The sequence below is a fragment of the Paracoccus aerodenitrificans genome, from assembly GCF_027913215.1.
In the GTDB taxonomy this organism is placed as follows: domain Bacteria; phylum Pseudomonadota; class Alphaproteobacteria; order Rhodobacterales; family Rhodobacteraceae; genus Paracoccus; species Paracoccus aerodenitrificans.
This window is the reverse complement of sequence record NZ_CP115784.1, coordinates 659789-686107: the sequence shown is the minus strand read 5'-3', so window position 1 is coordinate 686107 and position 26319 is coordinate 659789. Positions and strand designations below refer to the sequence as shown.

Genomic DNA, 26319 nt, shown 5'->3' with positions numbered 1-26319 from the left:
CGGTGCCGCGCTCGAAGCTCGAGGTTGCCGATATCTTTCGCGCTCATGGTCCGGCTTATCGGCGGACCAATGCTGGGCATCTGAACCTCAGCCAACTGCGCGTCATGTCGGCGATAGAGGCCTGTCGCACAGAGGCGCTCGGGGGGCATGTGGCAGCCTGCACGAAGTGCAACCACCAGCATATCGCCTATAACAGCTGTAAGAACCGGCATTGTCCCAAATGCCAGGCACCGGCGGCGCGTGACTGGATGGCGGCCCGCGCCGAAGACCTGTTGCCGGTGGAATACTTCCATGTGGTGTTCACGCTGCCAGCCGACATCGCACGCATTGCGCTTTGGAACAAACGGGCGGTCTACGGCCTGTTGTTCAAAGCGTCGGCTCAGACGGTGGCGACCATTGCAGCCGATCCCAAACGCCTCGGCGCACGCGTCGGCATGACCAGCGTCCTGCATACGTGGGGATCAGCGCTCACCCATCATCCCCACATCCACATGATCGTCCCAGGTGGTGGCCTGTCGTCGGACGGCACAAGGTGGGTTGCGTGCAAGCCTGGGTTCTTTTTGCATGTGCGCGTGCTGTCGCGGCTGTTCCGGCGGTTGTTTGTCGAAGGGCTGATGGCCTTGCACCGCGCAGGACAACTGAGGTTCTTCGGTGATCTCACCAAATTGGCAGAGGCCCGCGCCTTCGCCGAATGGCTCACGCCGTTCCGCAAAACCGACTGGGTGGTTTATGCCAAGCCACCCTTCGGCGGACCGGAGGCCGTGCTGGCATACCTGTCACGATATACCCACCGCGTCGCCATCTCCAACCACCGCCTGGTCAGCGCCGATGCCGCCACCGTCGCGTTCAAATGGAAGGACTACAGGATCAGGAACGGGGACCGCATGAAGGTGATGCGCCTGCCAACACACGAGTTCATACGCCGCTTCCTGATGCACGTCCTACCAGACCGGTTCCATCGCATTCGCCACTATGGCTTCCTGGCCGGGGCCGGTCGCAAACAGAAAGTCGCCCGGATCCGCGCATTGCTTGGGGACATGAAACAGGCGGAGCCGGACCCGCCGTCAGAAGAAACGCCACCACCCCTCACATTGCGCGAGCCATGTCCCGACTGTGGTGGACAGATGCGCATCGTCGAGACCTTCCGGCGTGGCCAAATCCCCCGAACCCGGGCACCACCAAGAAAGCAGGCCGCATGATGAACCGCCCGCCTCATACGCGTTCACCGGTCCGACGCTCTCCACGTCGGTCGAAGGGACGCTTTGTCTCAATGCCATCCATGCGGCGCAATGAGAGCCAAACCAAAGCCAAAAGACCAACAGAGACGCCCGATAGTGGCCCAAAGATCGGGCAACCAACCCTCCAAACATCTACGAGCTGTCCAAACTCAAAACGACATCAGCGACCGATGCCCGCACTTTCCCCATAGAACAGCGCCAGCGTCCCGCGGCTTCCACCTTGTCAGATTTGTCAACGCGGGCCACACCGCCCAACACAAACCTAACGCACTGGCCCGCATCAAAAAATCTTAGACAAACCTGCCATTCGCTGCATTGCAGAATTTGACACTATATTAACCCTAGGCAGTCGCCGCACTAACCATGGCATTTCCGTTTCTAAAATCGCTGCTACGATAAGCGCGCTATTTTACTCTTTGACTCGGGAGCCGCTCGCCAGGTGACGACAGTTCTTGCGACAATACTGGCTGTTTTTGGCGCCTTGGCAGTCGCCTATTGCGTCTGGGCCGCGATTGCATCGGCGCGCACACCACAGGGTGCAGCCGCTTGGGTCGTCTTTCTCGTTTCATCGCCGTGGTTCGGCGTTCCAGCCTTCCTTGTGCTCGGTCGCCGCAAAGTCCGCGACTATCGCGCGGCATGGCGAGAAAGCCATGACCTGTTCAGCATACAAGATACCGAAGCGAGCAGAGGCACCCTCCCGTTTGAACGGGAGAAAACGCTGCGCGCGCTCGAACGCATCGGGGGACTGCCCTTTACCGGCGGAAATGAGGTCCGGCTGCTGATCGACGGCGGCGCGACCTTCGATGCCATCTGCGCAGTGGTCGACAGCGCGCGCGAAAGCGTATGTGTGCAGTTCTACATCATACGAGACGACGGGCTTGGACGGCGTTTGGCGGATCACCTCGTTGCTGCCGCCGCGCGCGGCGTGAAGGTCCGCGTGATGTATGACGGGGTGGGCAGCCAGAAACTGCCGGAGGCCTGGGCCGCCAGATTGCGCGACGCCGGTGTCGCCGTGCTGAACCCGGATCACTCCAGAGGTCCAACATCGCGGTTGGAGATCAACTTTCGTAATCATCGCAAAACGGTTGTCGTCGACGGTGACGTGGCCTTTGTCGGCGGGCACAACGTGGGCGACGAGTATCTCGGCCTTGACCCGCAGTTCGGCCGCTGGAGAGACACACATGTCGAGATCCGGGGGCCGGTCGCGGGGCAGATACAAGCCGTTTTCGCGGAGGACTGGCATTGGGCCAGCGGCGAGTCGCTGACGGACGATTTGCCATGGGAGGCGGGTGACGCGACGGACCCGGAAAACGCGACGCTTGCAGCCCTAGTGCCAACGGGGCCCGGAGACCCGATCGACAGCGGTAGCCTGATGTTCTTCACCGCGATCACGGCTGCCCGGGACAGGATCTGGATCGCCTCGCCCTATTTCGTACCGGACACCGACATCATGTCCGCGCTCGTCTCTGCGGCCCTTTCAGGTCGGGATGTGCGGATTCTGCTCCCCTCCACGATCGACCATTATCTGCCGTGGCTCGCTTCGCACGCCTATTTCGACGAATTGCGTGCAACAGGCGTGCGGTTCTTCCGCTATTGCGACGGCTTTTTGCACCAGAAGGTCATTCTCGTGGATGACGATCTGGCAGCGGTCGGGACCGCGAACCTCGACAACCGTTCCTTCCGGCTCAATTTCGAGAGCATGGTCTTCGTCGCAGACGGGGCCTTTGCGTCCGACGTGGAGCGCATGCTGTCTGACGATTTTGTACAGAGCGATGAACTGATCAGCGCGCTTGTCGATCAGCCGCTTCACATCCGGATCAGTTCGCCTCTTGCGCGGCTTTGGGCACCGCTTCTTTGAGAGTAATGAGGATTGTCAGCTACAACATACGAAAGGCGGTCGGACTGGATCGCAGGCGCGACCCGGAGCGTATTCTCGCCATCCTGCGCGAGGTCGATGCCGACATCGTTGTCTTGCAGGAGGCCGATCGCCGTCTGGGCAGGCGATCTGCCGCCTTGCCGCCGGAGATGATCCGGGGAGAAACGGATTACCGCATCGTCGATCAGCGGGCAGCGACGTGAGCCTCGGCTGGCACGGAAACGCGATTCTCGCGTGTGATGGTTTTGATGTAGAGGCGATGGACAGGCTTGACCTTCCCGGGCTCGAACCACGCGGAGCCGTGTTGGCGCGATGCGCAGGTCTGGTCGTCGTCGGAACGCATCTGGGACTCATGCGAAGCCATCGGTTGCAACAGATGGAGCGTATTCGAGAGGTTCTGGCAAACGGACAGTATGAGACGGCCCTGATCGCGGGGGACTTCAACGAATGGTCCGAAACCAACGGGTTCGAACCCTGGAAAGACGGTAAGCGGCGGTCACGCCCCATTGATTTTGCCCTTGCGCGGTGTCGCGGTGGGATGAAGCGGATGACGGTCGGTAGCTCGTCAGGGACTACGAGACGAGGTCCCTATGCATCCCAGCCCTGCTGGGCGTAAGCCCACGGCATCAGGGCATCGATGTCCTTGTCGAGATGGCCATTGGCCAGTTTCGTGAACAGATCGCGCAGGTAGGCATAGGGTTCGACACCATTCATCTTGCACGAGCCGATCAGGCTGGCGAAGCGGGCCCAGTTTTTTCCGCCCTCATCGTGGCCGGCGAATAGCGCGTTGCGACGGTTCATGGCCAGTTCCCGTTCATTCTGCCCATGTCGGCCAAGTTTATCGGGTTCATTATCAATGGCATGCCTATTTTGGCTCGGACGTGAAGGTTTTCCGCACGCTCAGTCGCGGTGATGGCCAACATGTCGGTCTCGAGCGCGATCCAGGTATAGCGATCCTTGCACCCGCCTGGATTCTGGATGCTTCTGTATGTCAGGGTTTCGATCTTGGTGAACCCGTGGTGTCCACGGAGGCGCTTTACGATCTTCATTCGGTTCTCCGGCACCTCGGTTTCCGGCGAAGGTTCCAGGGTGACGACTCACCCATGGAGGCCCCGAATGACGCATCACAGATCCCCGACACCAACCCAGTTGCCACTGCCGTTGGCACCGGCGCCACTGCTGACGGAACCGGAATACCGGTCGATCGTGACGGCGCTGGCGCAAGTGCTCCTGACCGCAGCAAAATCGGATCCGGAAAGGCACAGCGATGAATGACATGGCCCTCGCGTTTCCACCGGAACTGCTGAAGCGTCAGGCGGTGATTTATGTACGCCAGTCGACGCAGAGCCAGGTCATGACGAACCTCGAAAGCCAGCGTCGGCAATATGATCTTGTCGAGATGGCCCGCGGGTATGGATTTGCCGGGATCGATGTCATCGACGACGATCTTGGTGATCAAGCCAGTGGCTGTCAGGCCCGCCCCGCTTCGAACGGCTCGTCGCCATGTTTGTTCGGGGTCGATCGGCGCGGTCTTCTGCCTGGAAGTGTCGCGTCTGGCCCGCAATGGCGCGACTGCACCATATGCTGGAGCTTTGCGGCCTGGTAGATGCGCGTGTCGTGGACCATGACGGCGTCTACGACCCTCGCCATCCAAATGACCGGCTGCTTCTTGGCATGAAGGGCAGCATCAGCGAGTTCGAGCTCGGCGTCCTGCGCACGCGCATGGTTGAAGCCGCAAGGGCGAAAGCGCGCCGGGTGAACTGCGTTATACCCCCCGATCGGCTACCTGTGGGATCGCGACGCCGGGGTGATGTTCGATCCCGATCTCCGCATCCAGGAGGTCATCCGGCAGCTTTTCCATCGGTTCCGTGAGCTTGGAAGCGCCCGGCAGGTTCTTCTGGCGATGTCGAGCGAGGGCATTCACTTTCCTCGACCCTCCGATGGCATTCGACTGACAAGTTTCGAATGGCAGCCCATTCGGTATCGCAACGTGATCAGCGTCTTGAAGAACATGTTTTATGCCGGGTCTACGCCTATGGTAAGACCGGGCGGCAAGCAAAAATCCGAGACGGCCGCGCGCATGTCACCTACAAGAACCGCAAGTCCCCTGAAGATTGGGATGTTGTGATCAGGGATCACCATGTCGGCTATATCGATTGGGAGGAATATGAACGCAATCAGGCGCAACTGGCCAAGAACGCTTTCGGACGTGCTGGCGGGAGCAAATCCGGTCGCGGCGGCGGTGCGCTCCTTGCCGGTCTCCTCTGCTGTGCGAGATGCGGGCGGCGGTTGCATGTGGTCTATACAGGCCGCACGCCGCGCCCCGTCTACCGCTGTGACAATCCAAACCTTCTTCTCGGACAGAAACGCTGCATCACCTTCGGTGGGTTCCGCCCAGACAAGCTTATTGCAGACGCTGTTCTCGAGGTTGTCGCGCCATTTGCCATCGATGCCGCCATCGAAGCACGTGCAATGTTGAACCAAGCGGCCGAAGACAAGCGGTTGGTGCTCGAGATGGAGTTGCAGCAAGCCAGATACGATGCGTCCCTGGCGGAACGACGCTATGCCGCTTGTGACCCTGATAATCGCCTTATCGCATCAGAACTGGAGAAACGGTGGGAAGAAGCCTTGGGACGCGTTCGCAGTTTCGAACAGCGTCTCGATACGGATTTTGCAGCAGCACCGGAGGTGGATGTCACGCGCCTTGAAGGGCTGGCGCAGGACCTTGAGACAGCCTGGACAGCTCCGGCGACATCCATGCGCGACAAGCAAAGATTGATCAGGACACTGATCGAAGACATCGTGGCGGATATCGACGACCATACAGGAGAAATCGTTTTGGTCGTCCACTGGAAAGGCGGCCGGCATACGGAATTGCGTGTCAAGAAACCGAAGACCGGTGAACACAATGCCCGCACCAGTGAAGAGGCTTTGGGGATCATCCGCGAGATGGCGGGACGCTGGTCCGATGAGGCGATCGCTGCCTGTCTTAACCGAATGGGAATATCGACTGGTCAGGGCAAGACCTGGAATGCGAAACGCGTTTCATCCATCCGGCGTGTAAATGATATTCACGGATACCTGTCTGCCGACAAGGATGGCCCGTGGTGCACCATGACCGAGGCGGCGAAAGAGCTCGGTGTGACCAATCACGTCATCCGCAAGCTGATAAAGGACGGTATTCTGCCCGCAAATCAGGTGGTCGATGGCGCACCGTACCAAATACAGACAACTGACCTGCATTCGGATACCGTCAAAGCCGCCCTTTCACGAAAAGGACGCCCGTGTCGCGCTAAGCTCGACGACCAGCTATCAATGTTTCCAACCACTTACGAAGGGGGTGCATAATGACCAACCAACGGCGGGGCTGCGGATGGCGTTTTCGACGAGGTTGGAGTCGATGTCGACGCGGCCGTCGTCGAGAAACAGCCGGAAGCCATCCTGACGTTTCAGCATGTAGGCCATGGCCTCGCCGAGGTCGGATTTGTGCGAGACCCGTGCGGCCTGGGCCGCCAGCCAGGCGAAGAACTCATCGACCAGCGGGCGGGACAGTTCCTGACGCACGGCTATGCGACGATCCGGGTCTGAGCCACGGATGGCCTCCTCGATCTTGTAGAGGGCGGCGATCCGCAAGAGCGCCTCATCGACGATGGGTGATCCCTTCTTCGGTATGGCCTTGATCAGCTTGCGCCGACCGTGCGCCCAACAGAATGCCAGCCGCAGCGGATCGCCGCCCGTGCGTTTCGGCGTGGCCAGATGGGTATAGGCGCCATAGGCATCGACCTGGATCGTGCCATTGAAGCCGTTGAGGATTTCAGCGGCGTATTCGCCCTTTCGCCCGGGCCGGTAATGGAACACCACGCCGGGCGGCGCGGGGCCGTTCCAGCCACGATCATCGCGCAGCACTGCCCAGAGATAACCTGTCTTTGTCCTGCCCTTACCTGGATCCAGCACCGGGGCGGTGGTTTCATCGACATAGAGGTGCGTGCTGTCGGTCATCAACTGCTTGGCCATGTGATCGACTATGGGGGCGATCAGCGCCCCAGTCCGGCCCATCCAGTCGGCCAGAACCGACCGATCGATCGGCACCCCGTGCCGGGCCATGACCACGGCTTGCCGGTTCAACGGCATGTGTTCCGAATGCTTGGAGACGGCAATCTGCGCCAGAAGCGCTTCGGTCGGCCAACTGCCTTCCAGCAGATGCGCAGGGGCCTTCGCCTGCACCACGCCGGTGCGCCCCTTGGGACAGGCGTATCTCGGGCGCACCGTAACGATGACCTGATAGCGCGCGGGGATGTAATCCAGCCGTTCGCTACGGTCTTCGCCGATCCGGACCATGTCGCCGCAGCCGCAGGGGCAGGCAATGCTGTCGGGTTCGACCACGCGCTCGATACGCGGCAGGCTTTCGGGCAGCGCCCGCGCCTTGCGAGGGGCGCGCGGCTTGCGCTTCTCGGGATCACGTTCGCTGGCCGCGATCTTTTCTTCGACAGCGGCGATTTGCGCCTGCGTCTCGGCAATCGCGGTTTCCAGGTCTTCCAGCGCCAGTTCCAGCTGCCCGGGGTCCAGCTTTTCCGATTTCGGTCCGAACTTCGCGCGCCGGTAATCCTGAACCTGGCCTTCCAGCTTCTCGATCAGCTCCTTGAGCTCGGTGATGAAGGCCTCCTTCTCGGCCACCACCGCCTCTTCATGCTGGCGCGCCGCACGTTCGACCGAAAGCTCGAACTGAACCGCTGCAAAGGCCTTCACCACCTCGGGCGGCAGGTCCGGGAATTGACTGAGATCGAAGGTCTGCGACATACGCATTTCTACCCGATCGGGGACAGAAAGCCCAACAAAACAACACCAAAACTCACCCGGTGAGTCATCCTGCCGCAGTCGGGGCCTGCACCCGGCGCGCAACTGTCCGGCGCCAATCCAAGCCTTCGAACAGGGCTTCCGCCTGCGCCCGAGACACCCGCATCACCCCATCCTGAACCTTCGGCCAGGCGAAGCTGCCATGTTCCAATACCTTGTAAATCAGCACCATGCCGGTGCCATCCCAGACCAGGATCTTCAGCCTGTCCCCGCGCTTCGAGCGGAACACCACCGTCACACCCGAATACGGATCCAGCTTCAATTCGGTCTGCACCATCAGTGCCAGAGCATTATGCCCGCAGCGAAAGTCCACTGGGCGTGTCGCGATCAGGATCGGCAGCCGCCCGCCAGCGACAATCACGACGCCCCTCGCAACGCCTGCACCAGTGCGGCCGCGCGTTCCACTGCAACATCGCCGGGAATCCGCAGCAACAGATCGCGTCCGACCTCAATCACCATCACCCCGGAACCACCCTGTGCATCAACGCCTCTTGAGGGCACCGGCTGATCCGAAGCTTCAGGCAAAATCGACAGCGGCACGAAGGCAGGTTCTGCCACCGCCGAGCCTGAAGATGTGGTCAGCCCGTCCATCAGGTCACCAGGGAGTGCCAGCCGACCTTGCCGGGCATGGCGGCGCCAATCTGACAGGTGATGGGGCAGGATGTCATAGCGCGCTGCCACATCGACAACCCGGACACCCGGCAGAAGGCTCTCGGCAACAATCCGTGCCTTCAACTCAGCTGGCCACCGCCGCTTGCCTCGTCGCCGCGGTTCGACAACCTCGCACCGGCCCATGAACCCATCACCACCATCCGCCATGCGCAACCTCCATCTGCTCAAGCAGACCCTATCGCAGGCGCGTCAGGCGTCAGAAACACATCAATTCAATGGGGCGTGGCCGCCGCTTACGAAAGACGCGTTCGATATTCTCCGGAGATATGCGCGAAAGTTGGTGACGCGTGATCAGGCGGCGGATTGAAGTTGGCGGAGACCATGGCTCTGATGATGGGTTGGGTAGCCCCTCCTGACGGCACTTGTGCCAGATTGATCCGGACAGGATCAGGAGGAATTGGCTATGAAGGAAGTCTCGATCATCGGCGTTGACCTGGCGAAGCAGGTCTTTCAACTGCACGGAGCGACAGCGGAAGGCGAAGTCGTGTTTCGCAAGAAGCTGTCGCGCAAACAGTTTCTTGCGTTCATGCAGAGGCACCCCGGATGTCTCGTTGCCATGGAAGCCTGCGCGACAGCTCATTATTGGGCGCGGACGTTGGCGCCGATCGGGCACGAGGTGCGCCTGATCGCCCCGAAGTTCGTCAAGCCGTATTTGAAGAACCAGAAGAACGACATGGCGGATGCCGAGGCCATCGCGGAGGCGGCCAGTCGACCGACCATGCGTTTCGTCGAGGTGAAGACACCGGAGCAGCAGGGTCTCGGCATGATCTTTCGGCTGCGTAATCTTCTGGTCGGGCAACGGACGCAGACAATCAACGCCTTGCGCGGACATCTCGCCGAGTTCGGGCTCATCGCCGGCAAGGGGCGCGAGAACATCGACAAACTGCGGGCCGCTCTGGAACCGGGCCACGATGGGACGAAAGACCTCCCTCCGGCCGTTCATCATATGGCACAGCTCTGCTTCGACCAGATTGATGACCTGTCCCGACGGATCGCCGAACTTGACGCACAGATCGCGGCGGCGAGCAAGCGGTCGCCTTTCTCTGCCCGGCTGCAGAAGATGCCCGGGGTTGGCCCGGTTACGGCGATGGCATTGGCCGCTTTCGCCCCGCCTATGGAGACGTTCCGTCAGGGGCGTGATTTTTCGGCCTGGCTTGGCCTCGTTCCACGACAACATTCCAGCGGTGGCAAGCAACGGCTCGGTCGCACGAGCAAATCCGGGCAGCGGGATATCCGAAGATTGTTGATCATCGGTGCCATGGCAGTGATCTCCGGTGCCAAGATCAAGCCGCCTGCGGAAAACTCCTGGCTGGGGCGTATGCTGGCCCGCAAGCCCCGGATGCTTGCGGCCATCGCGTTGGCGAACAAGATGGCTCGCATGTTGTGGGCCATGATAACGAAGGATGAAGAGTTTCGAGGGGGACCGCTGATGGCAAACTGATGAAGTCAGCAGCACCGCCTCGAAAATGCGGGAGAAGCTGAAGCTTGTATGAAACCGATCGACCAGATCGGGGTTGGGGAAATCAGGGTCACATGGAGAGCTCCGAGCTCGTTTTGATGTTTTGACCACAGCCCGCGGATCCCATACCGGCCAAGAGGCAGCACGCCTCGCGAAAAGGCCTGACACATGGACGCATTCGATCGTATCATGCCAGCCGAGGCGACAGCCCGCTAAAACCGGGGCTACCCACACATGATGTGACCGCCCCCCGACGGCATCTGATGTGCCAAGGTGGGTCTGCAACGATCCACAAAGGGGAGCGGTCATGTCGGAGATTATCACGGTCGGGCTCGATCTGGCGAAGAATGTATTCCAGGTGCATGGAAGTGACGGCGCAGGACGAGCCGTTCTGCGCAAGAAGATACGGCGAGGGCAGGTGCTGGAGTTTTTCAGCCAGCTGCCCTCTTGCGTCGAGGCGATGGAAGCCTGTGGCGGCGCTCACTTCTGGGGCCGGGAAATTGGCAAGCTGGGGCATGAGGTGCGGCTGATCCCGCCGGCCTATGTGAAGCCGTTTGTGTAGCGCCAGAAGAATGACATGGCGGACGCCGAGGCCATCTGCGAGGCGGCTATGCGACCCACCATGCGCTTTGTTCCGGTCAAGAGCGAAGAGACGCAGGGCGCGGCAATGGTCTTCCGGGTCCGGGAGTTGCTGATCCGGCAGCGCACGCAGGCGATCAACGCATTGCGCGGCCATCTGACCGAGTTCGGTCAGATCGTGCCACAGGGAGCGGTCAACGCTGCGCGGCTGATCGCGATCGTGGAGGATCCGGATGGCGCTCTCCCTGCTGATGCCGTCCCCACGCTGAAGGCTTTGATCGCGGCACTCACGCATCTGGAGGCAGAGATCAGGAAGCTCGATGCCGAGATCGCCCGGCGCGCCAAGGAGAATGACGTCGCCCGGCGACTGATGACGGTGCCGGGCATCGGGCCGCTGATTGCCACGGCCATCGCTGTTCTGGCGCCGCCACCCGAGACGTTCCGCAAGGCACGCGACTTTGCCGCCTGGCTTGGTCTTGTGCCTCGGCAGCATTCGACCGGCGGCAAGCAACGTCTCGGAGCAACGACCAGAATGGGCGAGCGATCCCTGCGACGCCTGCTGATCATTGGCGCCAACAGCGTGGTGATCAAACGTAACGTTCACAAGGAAGCGCAGCCCGGAACATGGCTGGGCAGCCTGCTGTTGCGCAAGCCACCGATGCTGGTGCGGGTGGCTTTGGCGAACAAGATGGCGCGGATCGTCTGGGCCTTGATGGCTCGGGGTGGCATCTACCAGTCTCCGGTCGCAGCGGCGTAAGCCGCCGCAGATCGCGAGGACGTCGGAGCGGAAGAGGGCAAGGAGCAGTTTGGCGCAACAGTTGTGAGACGGGATCGGGAAAACCAGTGTGCAACAGAGTGCCTATGAGCACGCGGCTTTGATCTGGACCCGACCTTCGAACACCATACGGGCCCTGCGGCATGGATCGCGCCGCATCATGAGGCCGGACACATGTCAGCACCCGACAACGCGCCAAGATCAGCTTCAAAATCCCTCTTGCGCTTGGGGCGGTTACACATGTTGCACAAATCGCGTGAGGGATTCATCTCGCGAATCCAGGGTGGTAGCTGGGATGCATGAGCAGACCCCTACCCCCGACCTACAAGACCAGGAACTGGCCAGCCTACAATGAAGCACTCAAGCGCCGGGGCTCGCTGACGATCTGGTTTGACCCCGAGATGAGCTGGGATGCCGCGCCGACAGGCAGGCGTGGCCGCCAGCAGACCTACAGCGATGCCGCTATCCAGACGTGCCTCTCGATGAAAGTGCTGTTCGGCATGGCGCTCCGGCAGATCGAGCCATGGGAACGCCACTGGTCCGAGTGACCATGGCGAGGCGGGTTCGTCGAGAGCCTGCTACGGCTGGTCGGCCTGAACTGGACGGTGCCCGACTTCAGCACGCTATCTCGCCGCCAGAAGACCTTGGCCGTGAACATCCCCTACCGCGGCTCCAAGGCGCCGTTGCACCTGCTGATCCACAGCACCGGGATCAAGGTCGAAGGTGAAGGCGAGTGGCACGCACGCAAGCATGGCGGCCCGAAACGGCGCGTCTGGCGCAAGCTCCACCTTGGGATCGATGAAGAAACGTTGGAGATCCGGGCCGTCGAAGTCACCGGGAGCCACATCGGTGATGCGCCCATTCTAAACGGATCCTTGCGCAGCACCGATGACACCAGTGCCGCCAAACCATCATGGCCCTTCCTGAAGTCGACGGGCTGTGTCGAGACCAGAACCCGCACACGATTGGAGGGAAACATCATGACCGCAATCCGATCGCCAGCATGATCTCGGCAATGCGTGCGGCAGGCGTGGCGCTATCCAGCCGGATGGTCATCTGGCCTACAGCAATCTCGATGGCTCCAGTATCTGGCGCTTCGGACTTGCCCGACGGACCTGAAAGAACCGGAACAGGGGCGGAAAGGCCCCGGTCAGGCAGCACGATCGGCGCAAAACAAAGGCCGTCATCCTCGTCTGCAGGCAAAACCAAGCGGCCATCCCGCGCCCGACCGCGCCATTCCGACAGATGGTTCGCCCGAAGCCCATATCGCGCCGCGACCGCGTTAACCGTCGCCCCCGGCTTCAAGCTCTCGGCCACGATCCGCGCCTTGATCTCATCCGGCCAGCGCCGCTGCCCGTTCGGTCGGATGTCTACCCCATAGTCCCTGAGAAACTCCAACGTAGTCGCCATCGCGAAACTCCCGCACAATCTCCGTCAGGCGCGAAATCTCAGACCGTGTGAAAACAAGGAAGGTGGGGCACAGGCGCCGCTTACAAAGGGATAAGTCCGTCCGGGGAAAGGGGAACCTCGGCTATCACCCGATTTGCGCAACAGAGCCGGTCAGATCCGAACCACTACAGATCATTCATCAAAAAAGGCCAGAACGTGTCATGCAGCGTTCTGGCCTATCCATTTGAAACGCACTGATCCGCGTGGTGGGAACTCTATCGCGACGCGTCGAACAATCGGGCTTTCAAGTCTTCGAAGTGATCAGCTATCTTTGAGAAGATCCCGGCCGCTTCCTTGCGGTCCTTTAGCGATTTCTTCAAATCCGCTATCGCATTATGTAGGTCTTTAAAGTCTTTTTTACGCCCGTAGCCCAGTGCTTCTGCGATCTCCAATTCAACCCTGGCTCCTTCGATATAGTCATCCAGAGACGGTTTTCCGTCAGCATCGGAAGCCTCACCTGCCTGTAGCGCCTTGGCCTTGGATATCATCGCTTTGGCCCGCACGGTTGGAAGAGGGACGACGGTTTCAACAACTGCGACTGTCGACAGGGCTGTGTTGAGGATCGTGGTTGCCGCCTCTGTCTTGCCTTCATCAATCAGACGCGTGGCTTCGAGGATCGCGTCAGGGTAGGTCTTCAACGGCAATGCCCTGAGCTCGATCACGATCTCACTGGCAAAATCACGCATCAGCGATCGCGCGATCTGAAAGTCTCCGCGGCGAACATGGTGCTCGATCAAGATGCCGATATCTCGTACCGTTTCCGGCGTAGCAATCAAGTCGACGATGCGATAGTCAGCGGCGACAGGGGCCATTGCGAGGTCCGGCTCTCGCGCGACAACCGTCTCAAGCTTTCCAGTCACCCGGGCCAACGCGTCGATGGCGTCCTGTTTATTCCCTCCACGCAAGGCCTCGATCGCTACCTTTGTTTCTGCCAGAGCATCGACCGCTTCCTTGATCAATTGATCCCTGCGATCGGAGAGCTCAGCGGAGACATGTTCCGAAACACTGCCGTCGACGTGTTCGCGCGGTGCATCGTTGCCGCTGGTCGCCCCAGCCTTCTCTGCCAATTCCGTGGAAGACTTCGTGGCATCACCGGCCGTTTCGGTCTCTTGAATAGTTTCTTGTTCAGAGGTCATGATCGGTATCCTTCGCTGTTTTGATGTGCGGAGGGCCACAACAGCCCTCCGCGTTCAAACCTGAGACATGAGCAAAGTCAGGTGTCACTGTTTCGATTGAACAACCGCTCTTTCAGGCGTCCAAACCCATCGTCGATACGGTCAAAGATCCCTCCGGTATCCTCCTGCGCCTCAATCTGACGGTCCAACTCATCCAGCGCCTCATGCAGATCCTCGAAATCGCTTTCGCGGCCGTAGCCGAGCGCTTCGGCGATTTCGAGTTCCTGGCGTGCCGCCTCAACATAGTCGGCGGCCGTCAGATCGGCATCTTCAGTAGCGGCTTTGTCGTTCGCCGCCTCACCGTCGTCATTGAGCAGAGCTTTGGCCTTCTCGATCATCGCCACGGCTCTGAGCGGAGGCAGGGCGATCACTGTGTCGGTCACCACCTGGGTGCTCAGTGCGGCGTTGAGTACCGTCATCGCTTCGTCTGTCTTTCCGTCATCAAGCAGTGCCGTCGCTGCGAGGATCGCGTCGGGATAGGTCGCAAGCGGAAGGCTGGTTGTCCGGATGACAACCTCGGACGCGAACTCGCTCAGCAGCGGTCTCGCTTCCTGGAACTTCCCATCGTCGACCAAGTCCTCGATCTGTTTGCCGAGTCCTCGGACGGCTTCGACGCTGCCCAGAACGTCATAGGTGAAATGATTGATCGATACGGGCGCCAAAGCGAGATCCGGTTCACGCGCGACGACGGTCTCGAGCTTCCCCGTGGCCAACGCGAGCGCAGCAATCGCCGCATCTGTATCGCCCTTCTCGATCGCGGCGATCGCAGCGTTCGTTTCATCGAGCGCGTCGACCGCCTCCTGGATCAGGGCGGTGCGTTTATCGGCGAATTGTGAATCGGTTTCGGCGGTCACGCTCTCTTCGACTTGCTCCCGGTTGACCGCCTGCGCTTCAGCTTCCGCCTGAGACGTATCCTGAGACCAGGAAGGGCCGGCGCTGACAATCAGCAGGGCCAAAGCTGTTCCCGCGCAAAGACTCCTGAGTTTCATCAGTCTGTTCCTTTCGGCTGTGATTGGTTCTACGGCGGTTTCGCCGCAGAGTTGGCACGATCAATGCCCGGCTCAGCCCTCCTTGACCGCGATTTTCCTGACCTTGGCTTGGGCTTCGGGCGTTTGCGGCAGCTTGATCGTCAGAACCCCGTTCTTGAAGGATGCCTGCGCCTTTTCGCCATCCACACCGGGGGGGAGCGGGACTGTCCGGTAGATCGCGCCGTAGCTGCGCTCGGACAGGTAATACCCCTTTTTCTCCTCCTGGCGCTCGATCTTCTTCTCCCCCTTCACAGTCAACATGTCATCGTTGACCGTCACCTCGATGTCTTTCATCTCCATGCCCGGCAGCTCGATCGATACTTCGATCGCCTTGTCGGTCTCGACCACGTCGGATTTCGCTTCGCCGCTGCCAAAGGGCCATTCGAAATGACCGACCCGGTTCCAGAAGTTCTCGAACACATGGTTCATTTCGCACTGGAGTGTCGCGATCGGGTTGTCTTCGCTGCTCTTGGCGTCTGGCGCGCCGTCCTTGCGCGCCCAGGGAATGAGTTCTTTGATCTGCATGATATGGTCTCCTTCGGTTTTCAGGCGCCTTTGACGGGGATCCTTTTTGGCTGCGCTTCAGGGGCTCGGGGGAGCAGTGAGGACGCCTCCGCGCATCTCGGCCTCGATCCTGTCGGGGTCGAAATCCTCGGAAAGCGTGAAGGCCCTCTCGAAATCACCCTCGCCATATTGGGCATAGGCAAGTTCCAGGTTTTCTGGCCGCATCGGCTCAACCTTGCCGCGGCTCGTCAGCACGCGGTTTTCGAGTGTGATTTCGACGGCATCGGCGGCGACCCCAGGCATTTCGAGCATCATGGAGACACCCTGATGGGTCTTGACGATATCAGTCAGCGGGCGGTAGATGCGGCCGCCGGCGGTCTCGGGCGCGTCGGTCAGCGTCTTTTCGGTGGCTGGCGTGATATCGGTGCTCATCGTTCCAGCTCCTCTCAGGCTGCCCTGATCTCGATTTTCTTTGGTTTTTCTGCCTCGGGCCGGGAGATGACGATCCGCAGTACGCCGTTCGCCATTTTCGCCTCGACCTTGTCATCCGCGGCCGCGAATGGCAGACGGATCGCGCGAGAAAACTTGCCATAACCGCGTTCGTTGCGGTGCCAGCGCGCACCTTCGGGAACCTCGGGCAGCTTGCCTTCGCCCGACAGCGTCAGGACGTTGTCCTTGAACGAAATTTCAATGTCGCCCGGTTCGATGCCGGGAAGTTCAGCGGCGATGGCAACGGCCTCAGGGCCTTGCCAGTCATTCACCGCCGGGAACGCCGCGCGGGACGGCGGCCAGAAACTGCGGTCGAGATCGCGCATCATGAAGCGCATCAGCGCAAAGGGATCGCTGCGGCGCAGATATGTCGGATAGAGCATTGCTGGCCTCCTGTGGCTCAACGACGTCGTGCAGGAAAACACTGCTTTCGCGGTTCGATCCCCACGGCAAGAGATATCGATCCCGAAACCTTTACAATTCTACGCTCACAAGGATACCACGCAGGCATAATTTATGCTAGCATTTCAATCTCTATTGGCGTCTGATGGAGCTTCGCGACGGCCTACAGATCCTTGGAGGTCAAATGATGATTGCATCCGACCATGCGTTGATCAGGACGACGATCCATCGGGTCGCCCAGCACATCCAGCAGCGGATCGACGATGAAAGTCGTGAGACCGGTCTGACGAGACAGTCTGGATGGCAGCCGCCCATGTGGACGAGTGCCCGGGCCTCGCGATCGGCGACATCGCGGCGCGGCTGGAAGTCGGCAGTGCGACAGCCGGGCAACTCGTGGACCGCATGGTGCGCGGCGGCTGGGTTGAGCGTTCGCCGTCACCGAATGATCGGCGGTCGCAGATCGTTGTGCCGACGAGAAAGACGCAAAAAAATCTTGCGAGACCTAGATCCCCGACGAGCGGCGTTGAAGGAAGACATCTTACAGGACCTATCAGTCGATGAGAGGCGCGTTCTTCTCGCACTTCTCGAACGCATAGATGCGCGGCTTTCAAGCTAGAGGGGGCGAATCGGTATGGAGAGGAAGACTGGATCTTCTCGAGCAATCGGTGCAAGATCTCCTGCAACGAGAGACACTGGGCGAGCCCGATCTTGTGGCAATTGGGTCCAAGGTGAAAGAACGGAAGCGGTCGCTGCGTGACACTGTCACTTGCGCAGATGATCGGCGAACAACCCTGACTGGATAATGAAAACGGAGAAGACGAATGGCAAACGGAGCTTGCGATATTTGCGGTCGCCCGGCGACGGCGCGCGTGCGCGCCTCGGTGAACGGCAGGGTTCAGAACATGGAGCTGTGCGATCAGCACTACAGCGAAATAGCGCGCCGGTCGGGTCGCAGCGCCTCGCCGCTTGAGTCCCTGTTCGGGCGGCGTTCCCTTCTTGACGAATTCTTCGGCGAGAGCGGTTTCGGCAGCCTCTTTGGTGACAGTCCGCTGCGAGGCGGCACGCTCGGCTCTGTGGGTGATGGCGATGACGCTGTCGTCGACGCCACTGTCGGCGAGGGCGCGCCGCGGCGTGGATCGCGGCGCGGCGGCGGACGCACCATCGCCGACCGGCTGAGCGAACAGGGCAACAAGCTGCTGCAGGATGCCGCACAGAAGGCCGGGGAATTCGGGCGCAGCGAGGTCGATACCGAACATCTGCTTCTGGCATTGACCTCGTCTGACGTCGTCAAGACGATCCTGGAACAGTTCAAGGTCGATGTGGACGATCTGCGGCGCCAGATCGAGAAGGAAGCGAAGCGTGGAGACGCCAAGACGGAAGGCGAAATCGGCGTAAGTCCTCGCCTGAAGGACGCGCTGAACCGGGCCTTCATCGCCTCGAACGAACTCGGCCATTCCTATGTCGGGCCGGAACATCTGCTGATCGGGCTCGCCGAAGAGGGCGAAGGCCTCGCGGCGGCGATGCTGCGCAAGCTGGGGCTGACGCCGCCGGCGCTGCGTCAGCAGGTGACGAAGGTGGTCGGCAAGGGTGCCGAGGAAGGCCGCGTCGAGACTCCGTCGAACACCCCCGATCTCGACCAGTTCAGCCGCGATCTCACCAAGGCCGCGCGCGAGGGCAAGCTCGACCCTGTGATCGGTCGCGCCCGCGAGATCGAAACGACGATCGAGGTCCTCGCGCGGCGCAAGAAGAACAACCCCGTGCTGATCGGCGAGCCCGGCGTCGGCAAGACCGCCATCATCGAGGGGCTCGCCCAGCGGATCGTGGCCGGCGAGGTGCCCGAGGCCTTGCGCGACAAGCGGCTGGTTGAACTGAACATCAACTCGATGGTCGCAGGGTCCAAGTATCGCGGCGAGTTCGAGGAGCGAGTCCAGAAGATCCTCAAGGAGATCACCGAGGAAAAGGACAGCCTCATTCTCTTCATCGACGAGATCCACAGCATCGTCGGCGCCGGCCAGGGCGGCGGCGAAGGCGGTCTGGACATTGCCAACACCTTCAAGCCGGCGCTGGCGCGGGGCGAGCTGAACCTGATCGGTGCGACGACGCTCAACGAGTATCAGAAATACATCGAGAAGGACGCGGCACTCGAACGCCGATTCCAGCCGGTCTATGTGGACGAGCCCACGGTCGCACAGACGATCATGATTCTGCGCGGGCTGCGCGACACGCTCGAAAGCCACCACAAGGTGACGATCACCGACGAGGCGATCATCGCCGCCGCGGAGCTTTCGGATCGCTATATCACCGGTCGCTTCATGCCCGACAAGGCGATCGACCTGATCGACCAGGCCGCGGCGCGGGTGAAGATCTCGGCCACTGCGCGGCCCGTGGACGTCCAGGAGTTGGAGGCCGAAGCCGCGCAGATCAAGCGCGAACAGGACTATGCCGCCGCGCGCAAGCAATTCGACCGGGCGGCTGAGCTGAAAAAGGAACTCGAGCAGAAGCAGAAGGAGCTCGACGAGCTTCTGGAGATCTGGAAACGCGACCAGGCTTCGGCGACCGCCGAGGTGCGCGCCGATCACGTCGCCCAGATCGTCTCGAAGATAACCGGGGTTCCGGTCACCGAACTGACCACCGAGGAGAAGGACAAGCTCCTCAAGCTCGAAGACAAGCTGCACGAGCGCGTCATCGGCCAGGAAGAAGCGATCCACGCCGTGGCCGATGCGGTGCGACTCGCGCGCGCGGGTCTGCGCGACGGCTCCGGTCCGACTGCGACCTTCCTCTTTCTCGGGCCGACCGGCGTCGGCAAGACGGAACTGGCCAAGACGCTGGCCGAGGTGATCTTCGGTGATCAGGATGCGCTTCTCAGGATCGACATGTCGGAATATGGCGAGCGTCACGCGGTGGCACGGTTGGTCGGCGCGCCTCCGGGCTATGTCGGCTATGACGAGGGGGGGCAGCTGACCGAAAAGGTCCGCCGCCGGCCCTATTCGGTGGTGCTGCTCGACGAGATCGAGAAGGCGCATCCAGATGTCTACAACATCCTGCTTCAGGTGTTCGACGATGGCCGCCTGACAGATGGCAAGGGCCGCGTGGTGGACTTCACTAACACCATCATCATCGCCACCTCGAACCTCGGTTCGGACATCATCCAGCGCAACCTCACGAAACGCGGCAGCAGTGAGTTCGACGAGGCCAAGCAGAAATCCGAACTGATGGAGGTGCTGCGCGGCCATTTCCGGCCCGAATTCATCAACCGGATCGACGAGATCATCGTCTTTCATTCGCTGAATCAGTCGGAGATCCGCCAGATCGTCGAGTTGCAGCTCAACCGGGTGAAGCGGACCGCCCTTACCCAGGGCGTCGAACTCGAACTCGATGTGAGCGTCGTGGATCACTTCGGCGCGGTCGGCTTCCGCCCCGAATTCGGCGCCCGCGAGCTGCGCCGGCTGATCAGGTCGGAGCTGGAGACCGAGTTGGCTCGCGAACTGCTCTCGGGGCGGATCGAGGATGGCGACAAGGTCCGCGTCGCCTGGTCGGAAGACGAACAGAGGGTCGTGTTCGAAAAGATCGTAAAGGACACCGGTGACGACAGCCCGGACGATCAGGCCAAGGCCGGGATCGAGGAGCCCAGCGAAGTTGCCGAAAACAAGACGGACGTTCCGAAGCCCAGCGTTGGGGATGAGGTGCAGTCCAAGGACGACAAGTCCGCCGAGTGACAGCGCAAAAGACTGGCCCGGCGCGATATCGGTCGCGCCGGGCCATCTCTTCGGAGAGTTATAGGAAGGTCCACGGCATGAACGTCATTAGATCATTCCGCAATCTCGACCGGCACGGCCAACAGCGCGCGCCTGAGGTCATCGAGGAAGAGGTGCGGCAACTTGAACCGCACCTTGCGCGCTTTCGCGAGGATCTGGTCCGGCTCGAAGTCGTTGCCTCGCAGACGAGGGGCAAGAAGCGCATCAAAGTCAGCCTGCGCCTGCAACTGCCGTCGGGCGTGATCGCGGCGCGGGAAGAGGGATTCGAGATCGAGCCTGTCCTGCGCAAGGCCTTTGCCGACCTGCGCCACCAGGTCGATCGGCATGTGGCGCGCCTCAAGCACGAGCCTGAATACAAGCGTCCCGCCCGCCGGCGCCGGATCGGCGCCCCGCTGTCGCCCGCGCGGGATGCGGCGGAAGCGGACCGGCGCCAGCTCTTCTTTGACCTGATCGAGGATCATCTCGATACGGTCTACGATACCGTCAGGCGCGAGTTGACCTATCTCGAGTGTAGCGGGTCTGTGCCGGCTGGCTACCTGAGCGTTCGCGATATCGTCGATGCGACGATCCTCAAGGGGCTGGCCCGCTTCGAGGATCGGCCTTCGGAGTTTTCCGTCGGCGACTGGCTGAAACGGCTGGCTTTTGAGACCATCGAGGAAGAATCCCGCGCCGCCCGCCGCGCCGTGCCTGAGGATGCCGCCTCCATCGAGGCGGAACCCGAGGCCCCGGCGGAGGATCCGACCGAAGCGGATCAGGCGATGTTCGAGTTCTACCAGCCCGACGAAGTGCTGATGGTGGAGGACCTCATCGCCGACGACGGCGGCACAGACCCCGAGACCGAAGTGGATCGTCATAAGATCGCCATGGCATTGCACCGGGCTATCGCAGATCTTGCTCCGGTCGAGCGCCGCGTCCTGTATCGGATGTACCTGGAAGACGCCACGATCGCGGAGACGGCAGACCTTTTCGGCCTGACCGAGACAGAGGTCGCCGAGATCGCAGAAAATGCGGGCGCGACACTACGCGCGAGGCTTGCCAAAGCCGGGTTGGTCAGAGATCCATCAGGCCGCGCGCCCATCGAACGGGAAATCGCTCACACGCAGCGTCTGCCTCAGCCGATCGAGGATCGCCGCCGCGTGGCCGCCGCCCTAACCGGCGAGGAGGCCGGCTCCGACACCTGACATGGAACTGAATAGGAGATCGACCAATGACCACAGCCTCTGAAAACCCGACCGACAAGATGCAGGACATGCTGTGCAGCCTGTCCCGGAATTGGTGGGCATTCGTGTTACGCGGCGTGCTCGCATTGATCATCGCAGTGCTAGCCTTCGTCATGCCTGCGCAATCGCTTCTGGCGCTCACGCTGGTCTTCGGCGCGTTCGCCTTTGCCGACGGCGTGTTCGGCCTCGTCGCCGCGATACGTAACATCCGCAAGGGCGAACGCTGGGGCTGGCTGATGTTCAGCGGCATTCTGGGCATCGCCACGGGCGTCGTCGTGGTTGTCTCGCCTTTTGTCGCGACGCTTGTGCTTGCGACATTCCTCTGGGCCAGCATCGCCTTCTGGTCCGTGTTCTCGGGTGCCCTCGAGATCGCGGCAGCGATCCGCCTGCGAAAGGAAATCGACGGCGAAATCTGGCTGATCCTAAGCGGCCTTCTCTCGGTCGTTCTCGGTGTCGTCGTGACCTGGATGCTGCTGACGCGCCCGGTCGAAAGCTTCCTCGCGCTCGGCTGGCTGATCGGCTTCTACGCCGCGTTCTTCGGGGTGATGATGATCCTCCTCGGGTTACGGCTTCGCAAGGCGGATCGTTCGGACGGTGCGGCCTTCGATGACGCTCCCCCATCGGCAAAGGCGTGAGGTGCCCTGTGGTGCATGACGGGCGACTTGCCGGCGAGGAGCACGATTTCATCCGATGGGACGAAACGATCTTCGACCGTTGCCTGAGCACCGGCTTCAATCCGTTCGGCAGCGGTCCGACGCCAATCTTCCTGCGGCACCGGGACGCAGAGGCGCCGGACGCCGATGCAAAGCCGTGCATGCCACCTGACACCGAAAATGCGAGGTGCTGATGTCGAACCGCCTGCCTGACTTGGCATTTGCTGGTGCGGCCGCTGCCTTGGGCATCGGAATCCTTTTCGTTTTTCGTTCGATGTATCTTGCCGAAGACATACTGCCTTTCGCGCAGGAGATGACGCTCATCTTCCTCGGCGCTGTCGTGACGATCATTCTGACCGCGGCGCTTCTCAATCGCCAGACCGATCTCGAGCTTCGCAAGGAAGGAAGGGTCATCATCCTCCAGCAGCAATGCGACATTTACATGGCCTGTATCGAGAAGGTCGCAGAGATCGTGGAAACCGCAAGGCACGATGCGAAGCTGATCGATGAACTGCGTGTTCTCAGCCACAAGCTGGCTGTGGTCGCGAGTGCAGGGGTCGTGTCCAGCTTCGAGCAGGTACTGGAGAGCTTGCAGTCCGGTTTTGCTGACGGCACGCTCTCGGACGGGGACGGAGAGGGCGTGATGAATGCCGTCGCCGATCTCACGATAGCGATGCGGTCGGACGTCCTGCACGCTGCTGCCTTTCCTTCGCAGAACACCGAACGCGCCGTTCGCCTGAATTCGAGGCGAATGGAAAAACTCGACGAGCTCGAACGTCACCTTCTCGTATCCACCGACACCCGGGAGAACTGATATGCGCGGCCATAATCGTCCACCATTCCCGCCGAAAATTCCCGGAACCGATCTGTCATCCTGGGACGTGCCGACGGCAATCATCTACCGTCCTGCCCGTTCCGCGATGACATCGGCGCCTCGGCCCAACTACTGGGTCCTGGAGTTCGAGCCGTCCCGGCCGCCGCAGATCGACCCGCTGATGGGACATACCTCCAGCGACGATCCCTATCGCCCGATCCGGCTGAAATTCCCCGACCGCGATAGCGCCGTGGACTTCGCAGAGCGGCAGGACTGGCATTATGTCGTGCGCGAGGACGCTGGGGGAGCCCGGATGGCGAACCGTTGGGCGGGTGAGACGCGCCACCGGCTGCACAGGGGCGTCGATGCCCCGGGAGCCTTCCGGGTCGCGTTCCGCCCCGATCGCCGCCTCTCAAGAGGCGTCCAGCATGAGAGAACGGCCGACCCGTCTACCAGCGACAAGGAGAGTTTCGATCCGGTCCTCGAAGCCTCGCTCGAATCCTTCCCCGCCTCTGATCCTCCAGCGTGGACGGGTGTGACAATTGCAAGAAAGACGACGTGATGACGGCCAACTGCATGCGCTCGGGGAAATTAGATGTTTCCACGGGCCGATACCGTTGCTCGCAGATACCCCCCGTGGCCGTCTGGTCAGTCGTCGGGATCAGCCTTCTCGCTTTCCTCTACCAGAGCGGCCTGCCGCCGCGTGCGCTCAACCGGTTCCTGTTCGACCTCGCGCTGGTGCCGTCGCGCGTCTTCGGTCAGCTCCGCCTCGTCGCCCCGTCCTACTGGACCCCGTTCCTGACCAAAATCTTCCTGCACGGGGGGCTGGCTGCATCTCATCTTGAACATGTGGACGCTCTGGATCTTCGGCCCCGCCGTCGAAGATCGGCTCGGACCGGGTAGATTCACACTGTTCTATCTGTTCTGTGGTGTGGCGGCCGGACTGGCTCACGCGCTGGCGAACCCCCACTCAGTCGTTCCCGCGCTTGGCGCATCGGGGGCCATCGCGGGCGTGATCGGTTGCTACCTACCCGCACCGCGGCAGCGAGAGGCCCGCCGCGCCATATCCACGCGCTGAACGCTTGCATCAGCCGGCCGCCAAGACCGGCTCGTCAACGAAAGGATACAGGATGCCCACGGTATCCGTCCGGTTTCCCCGCTCTGACGGGGAGATGGAGTGCCTGCTAGATGTCCACCATCGATAGTGGACATCTTGAGGTGGGCGATGGCGGGCAAGAAGGGCCAGAAGAAGCGGGTCTGGTCAGACGATGAGAAGCGGTCGATCTGCGCGCAGGCGCGGGTTCCCGGTGTCTCGGTTGCGCAGGTCGCGCGGCGCTACGCGATGAACACCAACCTGATCCATAAATGGCTTCGCGACCCTCGGTTTGCATCAGAGGATCAGGCTGCGGATTTGTCGGCGCCTGAAGGGGCGACCTTTCTTCCTGTCGAGGTTGCGGGCATGGAGCCTGTCATGGTGGCACCCATTTCGCGCACTCCGTCGACGGATCCGATCACCGCGCAGCGCGTGGACATCACGTTGTCGGATGGTCGGCGGATATTGGTGGAGGGTCCGACGGCGCTGTCAGCGATCTCGGCGTTGGTTGAGGCACTGGCGCAATGATCCCGGTGCCAAGCAACACGCGGGTTTGGCTGGCGGCTGGCGTCACGGACATGCGGCGCGGTTTCAATACGCTGGCGGCACAGGCTGAACAGGTTTTGGCCGAGGATCCATATTCGGGCCACATGTTCGTCTTCCGTGGTCGCCGGGGTGATCTTTTGAAGATAATTTGGTGGGATAGCCAAGGGGCCTGCCTATTTACAAAACGGCTGGAACGGGGCCGGTTTGTCTGGCCCGCTGCCAAGGAAGGCAAAGTCAGCCTGAGCCCGTCGCAGCTATCGATGTTACTCGAAGGAATCGACTGGCGGACACCACAAAAGACTTGGCGACCACTGGTCGCGGGGTGACATAAATTGTCAACAAAACATGGGATTTAGCGCAGTTTTGCGTTCCCTCGCAGGGGGCGCTCGGGTATAAATTGCGCCATGCTGGAGGCCTTCAAATCCCTGCCCGAAGACCCTGATGAGTTGCGCACTGTCAGCGCGCAAATGCTCCAGCACATCCAGTCTCAAGCCTACCAGATCGAGAAGCTGAAGGCTGAACTTCACGGCCATCGCAAGGCGCGCTTTGGCGCGAAGTCAGAGGGTATGGATCAACTGGCGCTGGATCTGTCAGAAGATGATGAGATCGCGCGGGCGGCAGAGGATCAACACACCGAACAGTCGGCCATTCATGAAGAGGCCCCACCCAACAAGCGCCAGCACAGCCGCAAGCCGCTGCCAGATCATTTGGATCGGCAGGATGAGGTCCAGTCACCCGGTGAGGCATGTGCTGGATGCGGCGGCACCCTGCGCCAGGTGGGCGAGGATATCACCCAAGAGCTGGACTACATCCCCGGTCACTTCGTGGTGCGCCGCTTCATCCGCCCGCGCATGGCCTGCACCTGCTGTGAAGCCTTCGCCCAGGCCCCGCTGCCATCGCGCCTGATCGAGCGCGGACGGCCCGGCCCTGGCCTCGTGGCGCACATGCTGGTCGGCAAATATTGCGATCATCTGCCGCTTGAGCGGCAATCCAGGATCTACGCACGCGAAGGCGTGGATCTGCATCGCTCCACGCTGAGCGACTGGGTTGGGCGCACAACGGCCCTGCTGGAGCCTCTGGCCGAGCACATCGGCAAACTGGTCCGGGCGGGGCCCGCCCTGTTTGCGGACGATACCCCCGTAAAACTGCAGGTTCGCGCCAACACGACAAAAACCAAAACCGCCCGGCTCTGGAGTTATGTCCGGGACGAACGCCCGTGGTGGGGGCAGCACCCCCCTGCGCCTGGTATCAGTTCAGCGTCGATCGAAAGGGCGAACACCCCGCCAACCATCTTGCAGGCTATACCGGCACGGTCCATGCCGATGGCTTTGCCGGGTTCAATGGCCTGTTCGGCAAGGGCAAGGCTGACGAACAGGCCTGCATGGTCCATGTGCGCCGCAAATTTGTCGATGAGGTCGAGCGCACTGGCTCCCCCATCGCCCAACAGGCGATCAAACAGATTGCACAGCTCTATGCTGTGGAGAAAGAGGCACGGGGGATATCTCCAGAAGAGCGCGTGGTCCTGCGGCAGGCCAAGGCCAAGCCGGTCTTCGACGATCTGGAACTTTGGCTACAGGCACAGCTACGCAAGATCTCCGGCAAAACCAAACTGGCCAAAACGATCCGCTACGCGCTGAACCGCATGCCTAAAGCGCGGGGCTATCTCAGCGACGGGCATCGCGAGCTGGACAACAACACCTGTGAGCGCTCGATCAGACCTATTGCCGTTGGTTGGTCA

General features: G+C 61.2%; 29 protein-coding genes and 6 pseudogenes. 23 read left to right on the top strand and 12 right to left on the bottom strand.

Annotated features, from left to right (window positions below):
• Positions 1-2: 2 nt before the first annotated feature.
• The 4 genes from PAE61_RS04720 (at position 3) to PAE61_RS17580 (ending at position 3730) form a co-directional block, all read left to right on the top strand.
• Positions 3-1199, top strand: coding sequence for an IS91 family transposase (locus PAE61_RS04720; protein WP_114961154.1), 1197 nt, complete (start codon positions 3-5; stop codon positions 1197-1199).
• 478 nt (positions 1200-1677) lie between these two features.
• Complete coding sequence (gene cls / locus PAE61_RS04715) at positions 1678-3096, top strand: cardiolipin synthase (RefSeq protein WP_271114226.1); 1419 nt, start codon at positions 1678-1680, stop codon at positions 3094-3096.
• Positions 3097-3101: 5 nt separating this feature from the next.
• Positions 3102-3317 (top strand): endonuclease/exonuclease/phosphatase family protein, encoded by a 216-nt coding sequence (locus tag PAE61_RS04710; protein WP_051930858.1) that lies wholly within the window; start codon positions 3102-3104, stop codon positions 3315-3317.
• Complete coding sequence (locus PAE61_RS17580) at positions 3314-3730, top strand: endonuclease/exonuclease/phosphatase family protein (protein WP_353620381.1); 417 nt, start codon at positions 3314-3316, stop codon at positions 3728-3730. The genes PAE61_RS04710 and PAE61_RS17580 overlap by 4 nt, the downstream gene beginning before the upstream one ends.
• On the opposite strand, the pseudogene PAE61_RS04705 reads toward PAE61_RS17580, so the two are convergent.
• Positions 3703-3927 (bottom strand): annotated as a pseudogene (locus PAE61_RS04705) (transposase domain-containing protein); the annotation flags it as partial. The gene PAE61_RS17580 and the pseudogene PAE61_RS04705 overlap by 28 nt on opposite strands.
• The gene (locus tag PAE61_RS04700; RefSeq protein WP_271114225.1) at positions 3912-4163 is read right to left on the bottom strand and encodes a hypothetical protein; all 252 of its coding nucleotides are present in this window, start codon (positions 4161-4163) and stop codon (positions 3912-3914) included. The gene PAE61_RS04700 and the pseudogene PAE61_RS04705, both read right to left, overlap by 16 nt.
• A 67-nt stretch (positions 4164-4230) precedes the next feature.
• On the opposite strand from PAE61_RS04700, the gene PAE61_RS04695 reads away from it, so the two are divergent.
• The 5 genes from PAE61_RS04695 (at position 4231) to PAE61_RS04675 (ending at position 6462) form a co-directional block, all read left to right on the top strand.
• On the top strand, positions 4231-4389 hold the full coding sequence (locus PAE61_RS04695; RefSeq protein ID WP_271114204.1) for a hypothetical protein: 159 nt from the start codon (positions 4231-4233) through the stop codon (positions 4387-4389).
• Positions 4382-4720, top strand: a complete 339-nt coding sequence (locus tag PAE61_RS04690) for a recombinase family protein (RefSeq protein ID WP_271114224.1) — start codon at positions 4382-4384, stop codon at positions 4718-4720. The genes PAE61_RS04695 and PAE61_RS04690 overlap by 8 nt, the downstream gene beginning before the upstream one ends.
• Positions 4618-4986, top strand: a complete 369-nt coding sequence (locus PAE61_RS04685) for a recombinase family protein (RefSeq protein WP_353620380.1) — start codon at positions 4618-4620, stop codon at positions 4984-4986. Before PAE61_RS04690 ends, PAE61_RS04685 begins: the two co-directional genes overlap by 103 nt.
• A complete protein-coding gene (locus tag PAE61_RS04680) occupies positions 4925-5242 on the top strand; it encodes a recombinase family protein (protein ID WP_271114222.1) in 318 nt (105 codons plus the stop codon). The genes PAE61_RS04685 and PAE61_RS04680 overlap by 62 nt, the downstream gene beginning before the upstream one ends.
• Before the next feature lie 167 nt (positions 5243-5409).
• The gene (locus tag PAE61_RS04675) at positions 5410-6462 is read left to right on the top strand and encodes a MerR family transcriptional regulator (RefSeq protein WP_271114221.1); all 1053 of its coding nucleotides are present in this window, start codon (positions 5410-5412) and stop codon (positions 6460-6462) included.
• Positions 6463-6471: 9 nt separating this feature from the next.
• Here the strand turns inward: PAE61_RS04675 and tnpC (PAE61_RS04670) are convergent.
• The 3 genes and pseudogenes from tnpC (PAE61_RS04670) to tnpA (PAE61_RS04660) form a co-directional block, all read right to left on the bottom strand.
• Positions 6472-7911, bottom strand: a pseudogene (tnpC, locus tag PAE61_RS04670) (IS66 family transposase); the annotation flags it as partial.
• 64 nt (positions 7912-7975) lie between these two features.
• Positions 7976-8329: an IS66 family insertion sequence element accessory protein TnpB gene (tnpB, locus tag PAE61_RS04665; protein WP_271114220.1), complete on the bottom strand. Its 354-nt coding sequence runs from the start codon at positions 8327-8329 to the stop codon at positions 7976-7978.
• Positions 8326-8787 carry an IS66-like element accessory protein TnpA gene (tnpA, locus tag PAE61_RS04660; protein WP_271114219.1) on the bottom strand — a complete coding sequence of 154 codons (462 nt, stop codon included), beginning with the start codon at positions 8785-8787 and terminating at the stop codon, positions 8326-8328. The genes tnpB (PAE61_RS04665) and tnpA (PAE61_RS04660) overlap by 4 nt, the downstream gene beginning before the upstream one ends.
• Positions 8788-9043: 256 nt before the next feature.
• On the opposite strand from tnpA (PAE61_RS04660), the gene PAE61_RS04655 reads away from it, so the two are divergent.
• The 3 genes and pseudogenes from PAE61_RS04655 to PAE61_RS04645 all read left to right on the top strand — a co-directional run.
• Positions 9044-10081: an IS110 family RNA-guided transposase gene (locus PAE61_RS04655; RefSeq protein WP_036743765.1), complete on the top strand. Its 1038-nt coding sequence runs from the start codon at positions 9044-9046 to the stop codon at positions 10079-10081.
• A gap of 325 nt (positions 10082-10406) precedes the next feature.
• A pseudogene (locus PAE61_RS04650) lies at positions 10407-11435 on the top strand (IS110 family RNA-guided transposase).
• 317 nt (positions 11436-11752) lie between these two features.
• A pseudogene (locus PAE61_RS04645) lies at positions 11753-12337 on the top strand (IS5 family transposase); the annotation flags it as partial.
• A 23-nt stretch (positions 12338-12360) separates the two neighbouring features.
• Here the strand turns inward: PAE61_RS04645 and PAE61_RS17575 are convergent.
• From PAE61_RS17575 to PAE61_RS04615, 7 genes and pseudogenes are all read right to left on the bottom strand, one after another.
• A pseudogene (locus tag PAE61_RS17575) lies at positions 12361-12432 on the bottom strand (hypothetical protein); the annotation flags it as partial.
• Positions 12432-12863 (bottom strand): IS66-like element accessory protein TnpA, encoded by a 432-nt coding sequence (tnpA, locus tag PAE61_RS04640; RefSeq protein ID WP_271114218.1) that lies wholly within the window; start codon positions 12861-12863, stop codon positions 12432-12434. The pseudogene PAE61_RS17575 and the gene tnpA (PAE61_RS04640), both read right to left, overlap by 1 nt.
• Before the next feature lie 254 nt (positions 12864-13117).
• The gene (locus PAE61_RS04635; protein WP_271114217.1) at positions 13118-14038 is read right to left on the bottom strand and encodes a YfdX family protein; all 921 of its coding nucleotides are present in this window, start codon (positions 14036-14038) and stop codon (positions 13118-13120) included.
• 77 nt (positions 14039-14115) lie between these two features.
• On the bottom strand, positions 14116-15066 hold the full coding sequence (locus tag PAE61_RS04630) for a YfdX family protein (RefSeq protein ID WP_271114216.1): 951 nt from the start codon (positions 15064-15066) through the stop codon (positions 14116-14118).
• Positions 15067-15138: 72 nt separating this feature from the next.
• Positions 15139-15630, bottom strand: a complete 492-nt coding sequence (locus PAE61_RS04625) for an Hsp20/alpha crystallin family protein (RefSeq protein WP_271114215.1) — start codon at positions 15628-15630, stop codon at positions 15139-15141.
• 57 nt (positions 15631-15687) lie between these two features.
• Positions 15688-16041, bottom strand: coding sequence for an Hsp20/alpha crystallin family protein (locus PAE61_RS04620; protein ID WP_271114214.1), 354 nt, complete (start codon positions 16039-16041; stop codon positions 15688-15690).
• 14 nt (positions 16042-16055) lie between these two features.
• Positions 16056-16481: an Hsp20/alpha crystallin family protein gene (locus tag PAE61_RS04615; RefSeq protein WP_271114213.1), complete on the bottom strand. Its 426-nt coding sequence runs from the start codon at positions 16479-16481 to the stop codon at positions 16056-16058.
• 319 nt (positions 16482-16800) lie between these two features.
• Here PAE61_RS04615 and PAE61_RS04610 point away from each other — a divergent pair, with 319 nt between their 5' ends.
• The 11 genes and pseudogenes from PAE61_RS04610 to tnpC (PAE61_RS17625) all read left to right on the top strand — a co-directional run.
• Positions 16801-17061 (top strand): MarR family winged helix-turn-helix transcriptional regulator, encoded by a 261-nt coding sequence (locus PAE61_RS04610; RefSeq protein WP_271071037.1) that lies wholly within the window; start codon positions 16801-16803, stop codon positions 17059-17061.
• A gap of 260 nt (positions 17062-17321) precedes the next feature.
• Complete coding sequence (locus PAE61_RS04605; protein ID WP_271114212.1) at positions 17322-20216, top strand: ATP-dependent Clp protease ATP-binding subunit; 2895 nt, start codon at positions 17322-17324, stop codon at positions 20214-20216.
• Between the two features lie 77 nt (positions 20217-20293).
• Positions 20294-21436, top strand: a complete 1143-nt coding sequence (locus PAE61_RS04600) for a sigma-70 family RNA polymerase sigma factor (RefSeq protein ID WP_271114211.1) — start codon at positions 20294-20296, stop codon at positions 21434-21436.
• 26 nt (positions 21437-21462) lie between these two features.
• Positions 21463-22110: an HdeD family acid-resistance protein gene (locus PAE61_RS04595; protein ID WP_271114210.1), complete on the top strand. Its 648-nt coding sequence runs from the start codon at positions 21463-21465 to the stop codon at positions 22108-22110.
• Positions 22111-22321: 211 nt separating this feature from the next.
• Entirely contained in the window at positions 22322-22942 is a 621-nt protein-coding gene (locus PAE61_RS04590) for a hypothetical protein (RefSeq protein WP_271114209.1), read from the top strand.
• Between the two features lies 1 nt (position 22943).
• The gene (locus PAE61_RS04585; RefSeq protein ID WP_271114208.1) at positions 22944-23504 is read left to right on the top strand and encodes an NADH dehydrogenase ubiquinone Fe-S protein 4; all 561 of its coding nucleotides are present in this window, start codon (positions 22944-22946) and stop codon (positions 23502-23504) included.
• Positions 23505-23578: 74 nt separating this feature from the next.
• Positions 23579-23845, top strand: a complete 267-nt coding sequence (locus PAE61_RS04580) for a hypothetical protein (protein ID WP_271115193.1) — start codon at positions 23579-23581, stop codon at positions 23843-23845.
• Positions 23790-24020: a rhomboid family intramembrane serine protease gene (locus tag PAE61_RS04575; protein ID WP_243700135.1), complete on the top strand. Its 231-nt coding sequence runs from the start codon at positions 23790-23792 to the stop codon at positions 24018-24020. Before PAE61_RS04580 ends, PAE61_RS04575 begins: the two co-directional genes overlap by 56 nt.
• A gap of 147 nt (positions 24021-24167) precedes the next feature.
• Complete coding sequence (gene tnpA, locus PAE61_RS04570; RefSeq protein WP_271114207.1) at positions 24168-24563, top strand: IS66-like element accessory protein TnpA; 396 nt, start codon at positions 24168-24170, stop codon at positions 24561-24563.
• Complete coding sequence (gene tnpB, locus PAE61_RS04565; protein ID WP_088238992.1) at positions 24560-24907, top strand: IS66 family insertion sequence element accessory protein TnpB; 348 nt, start codon at positions 24560-24562, stop codon at positions 24905-24907. Before tnpA (PAE61_RS04570) ends, tnpB (PAE61_RS04565) begins: the two co-directional genes overlap by 4 nt.
• Before the next feature lie 78 nt (positions 24908-24985).
• A pseudogene (gene tnpC, locus PAE61_RS17625) lies at positions 24986-26313 on the top strand (IS66 family transposase); the annotation flags it as partial.
• Positions 26314-26319 lie beyond the last annotated feature (6 nt).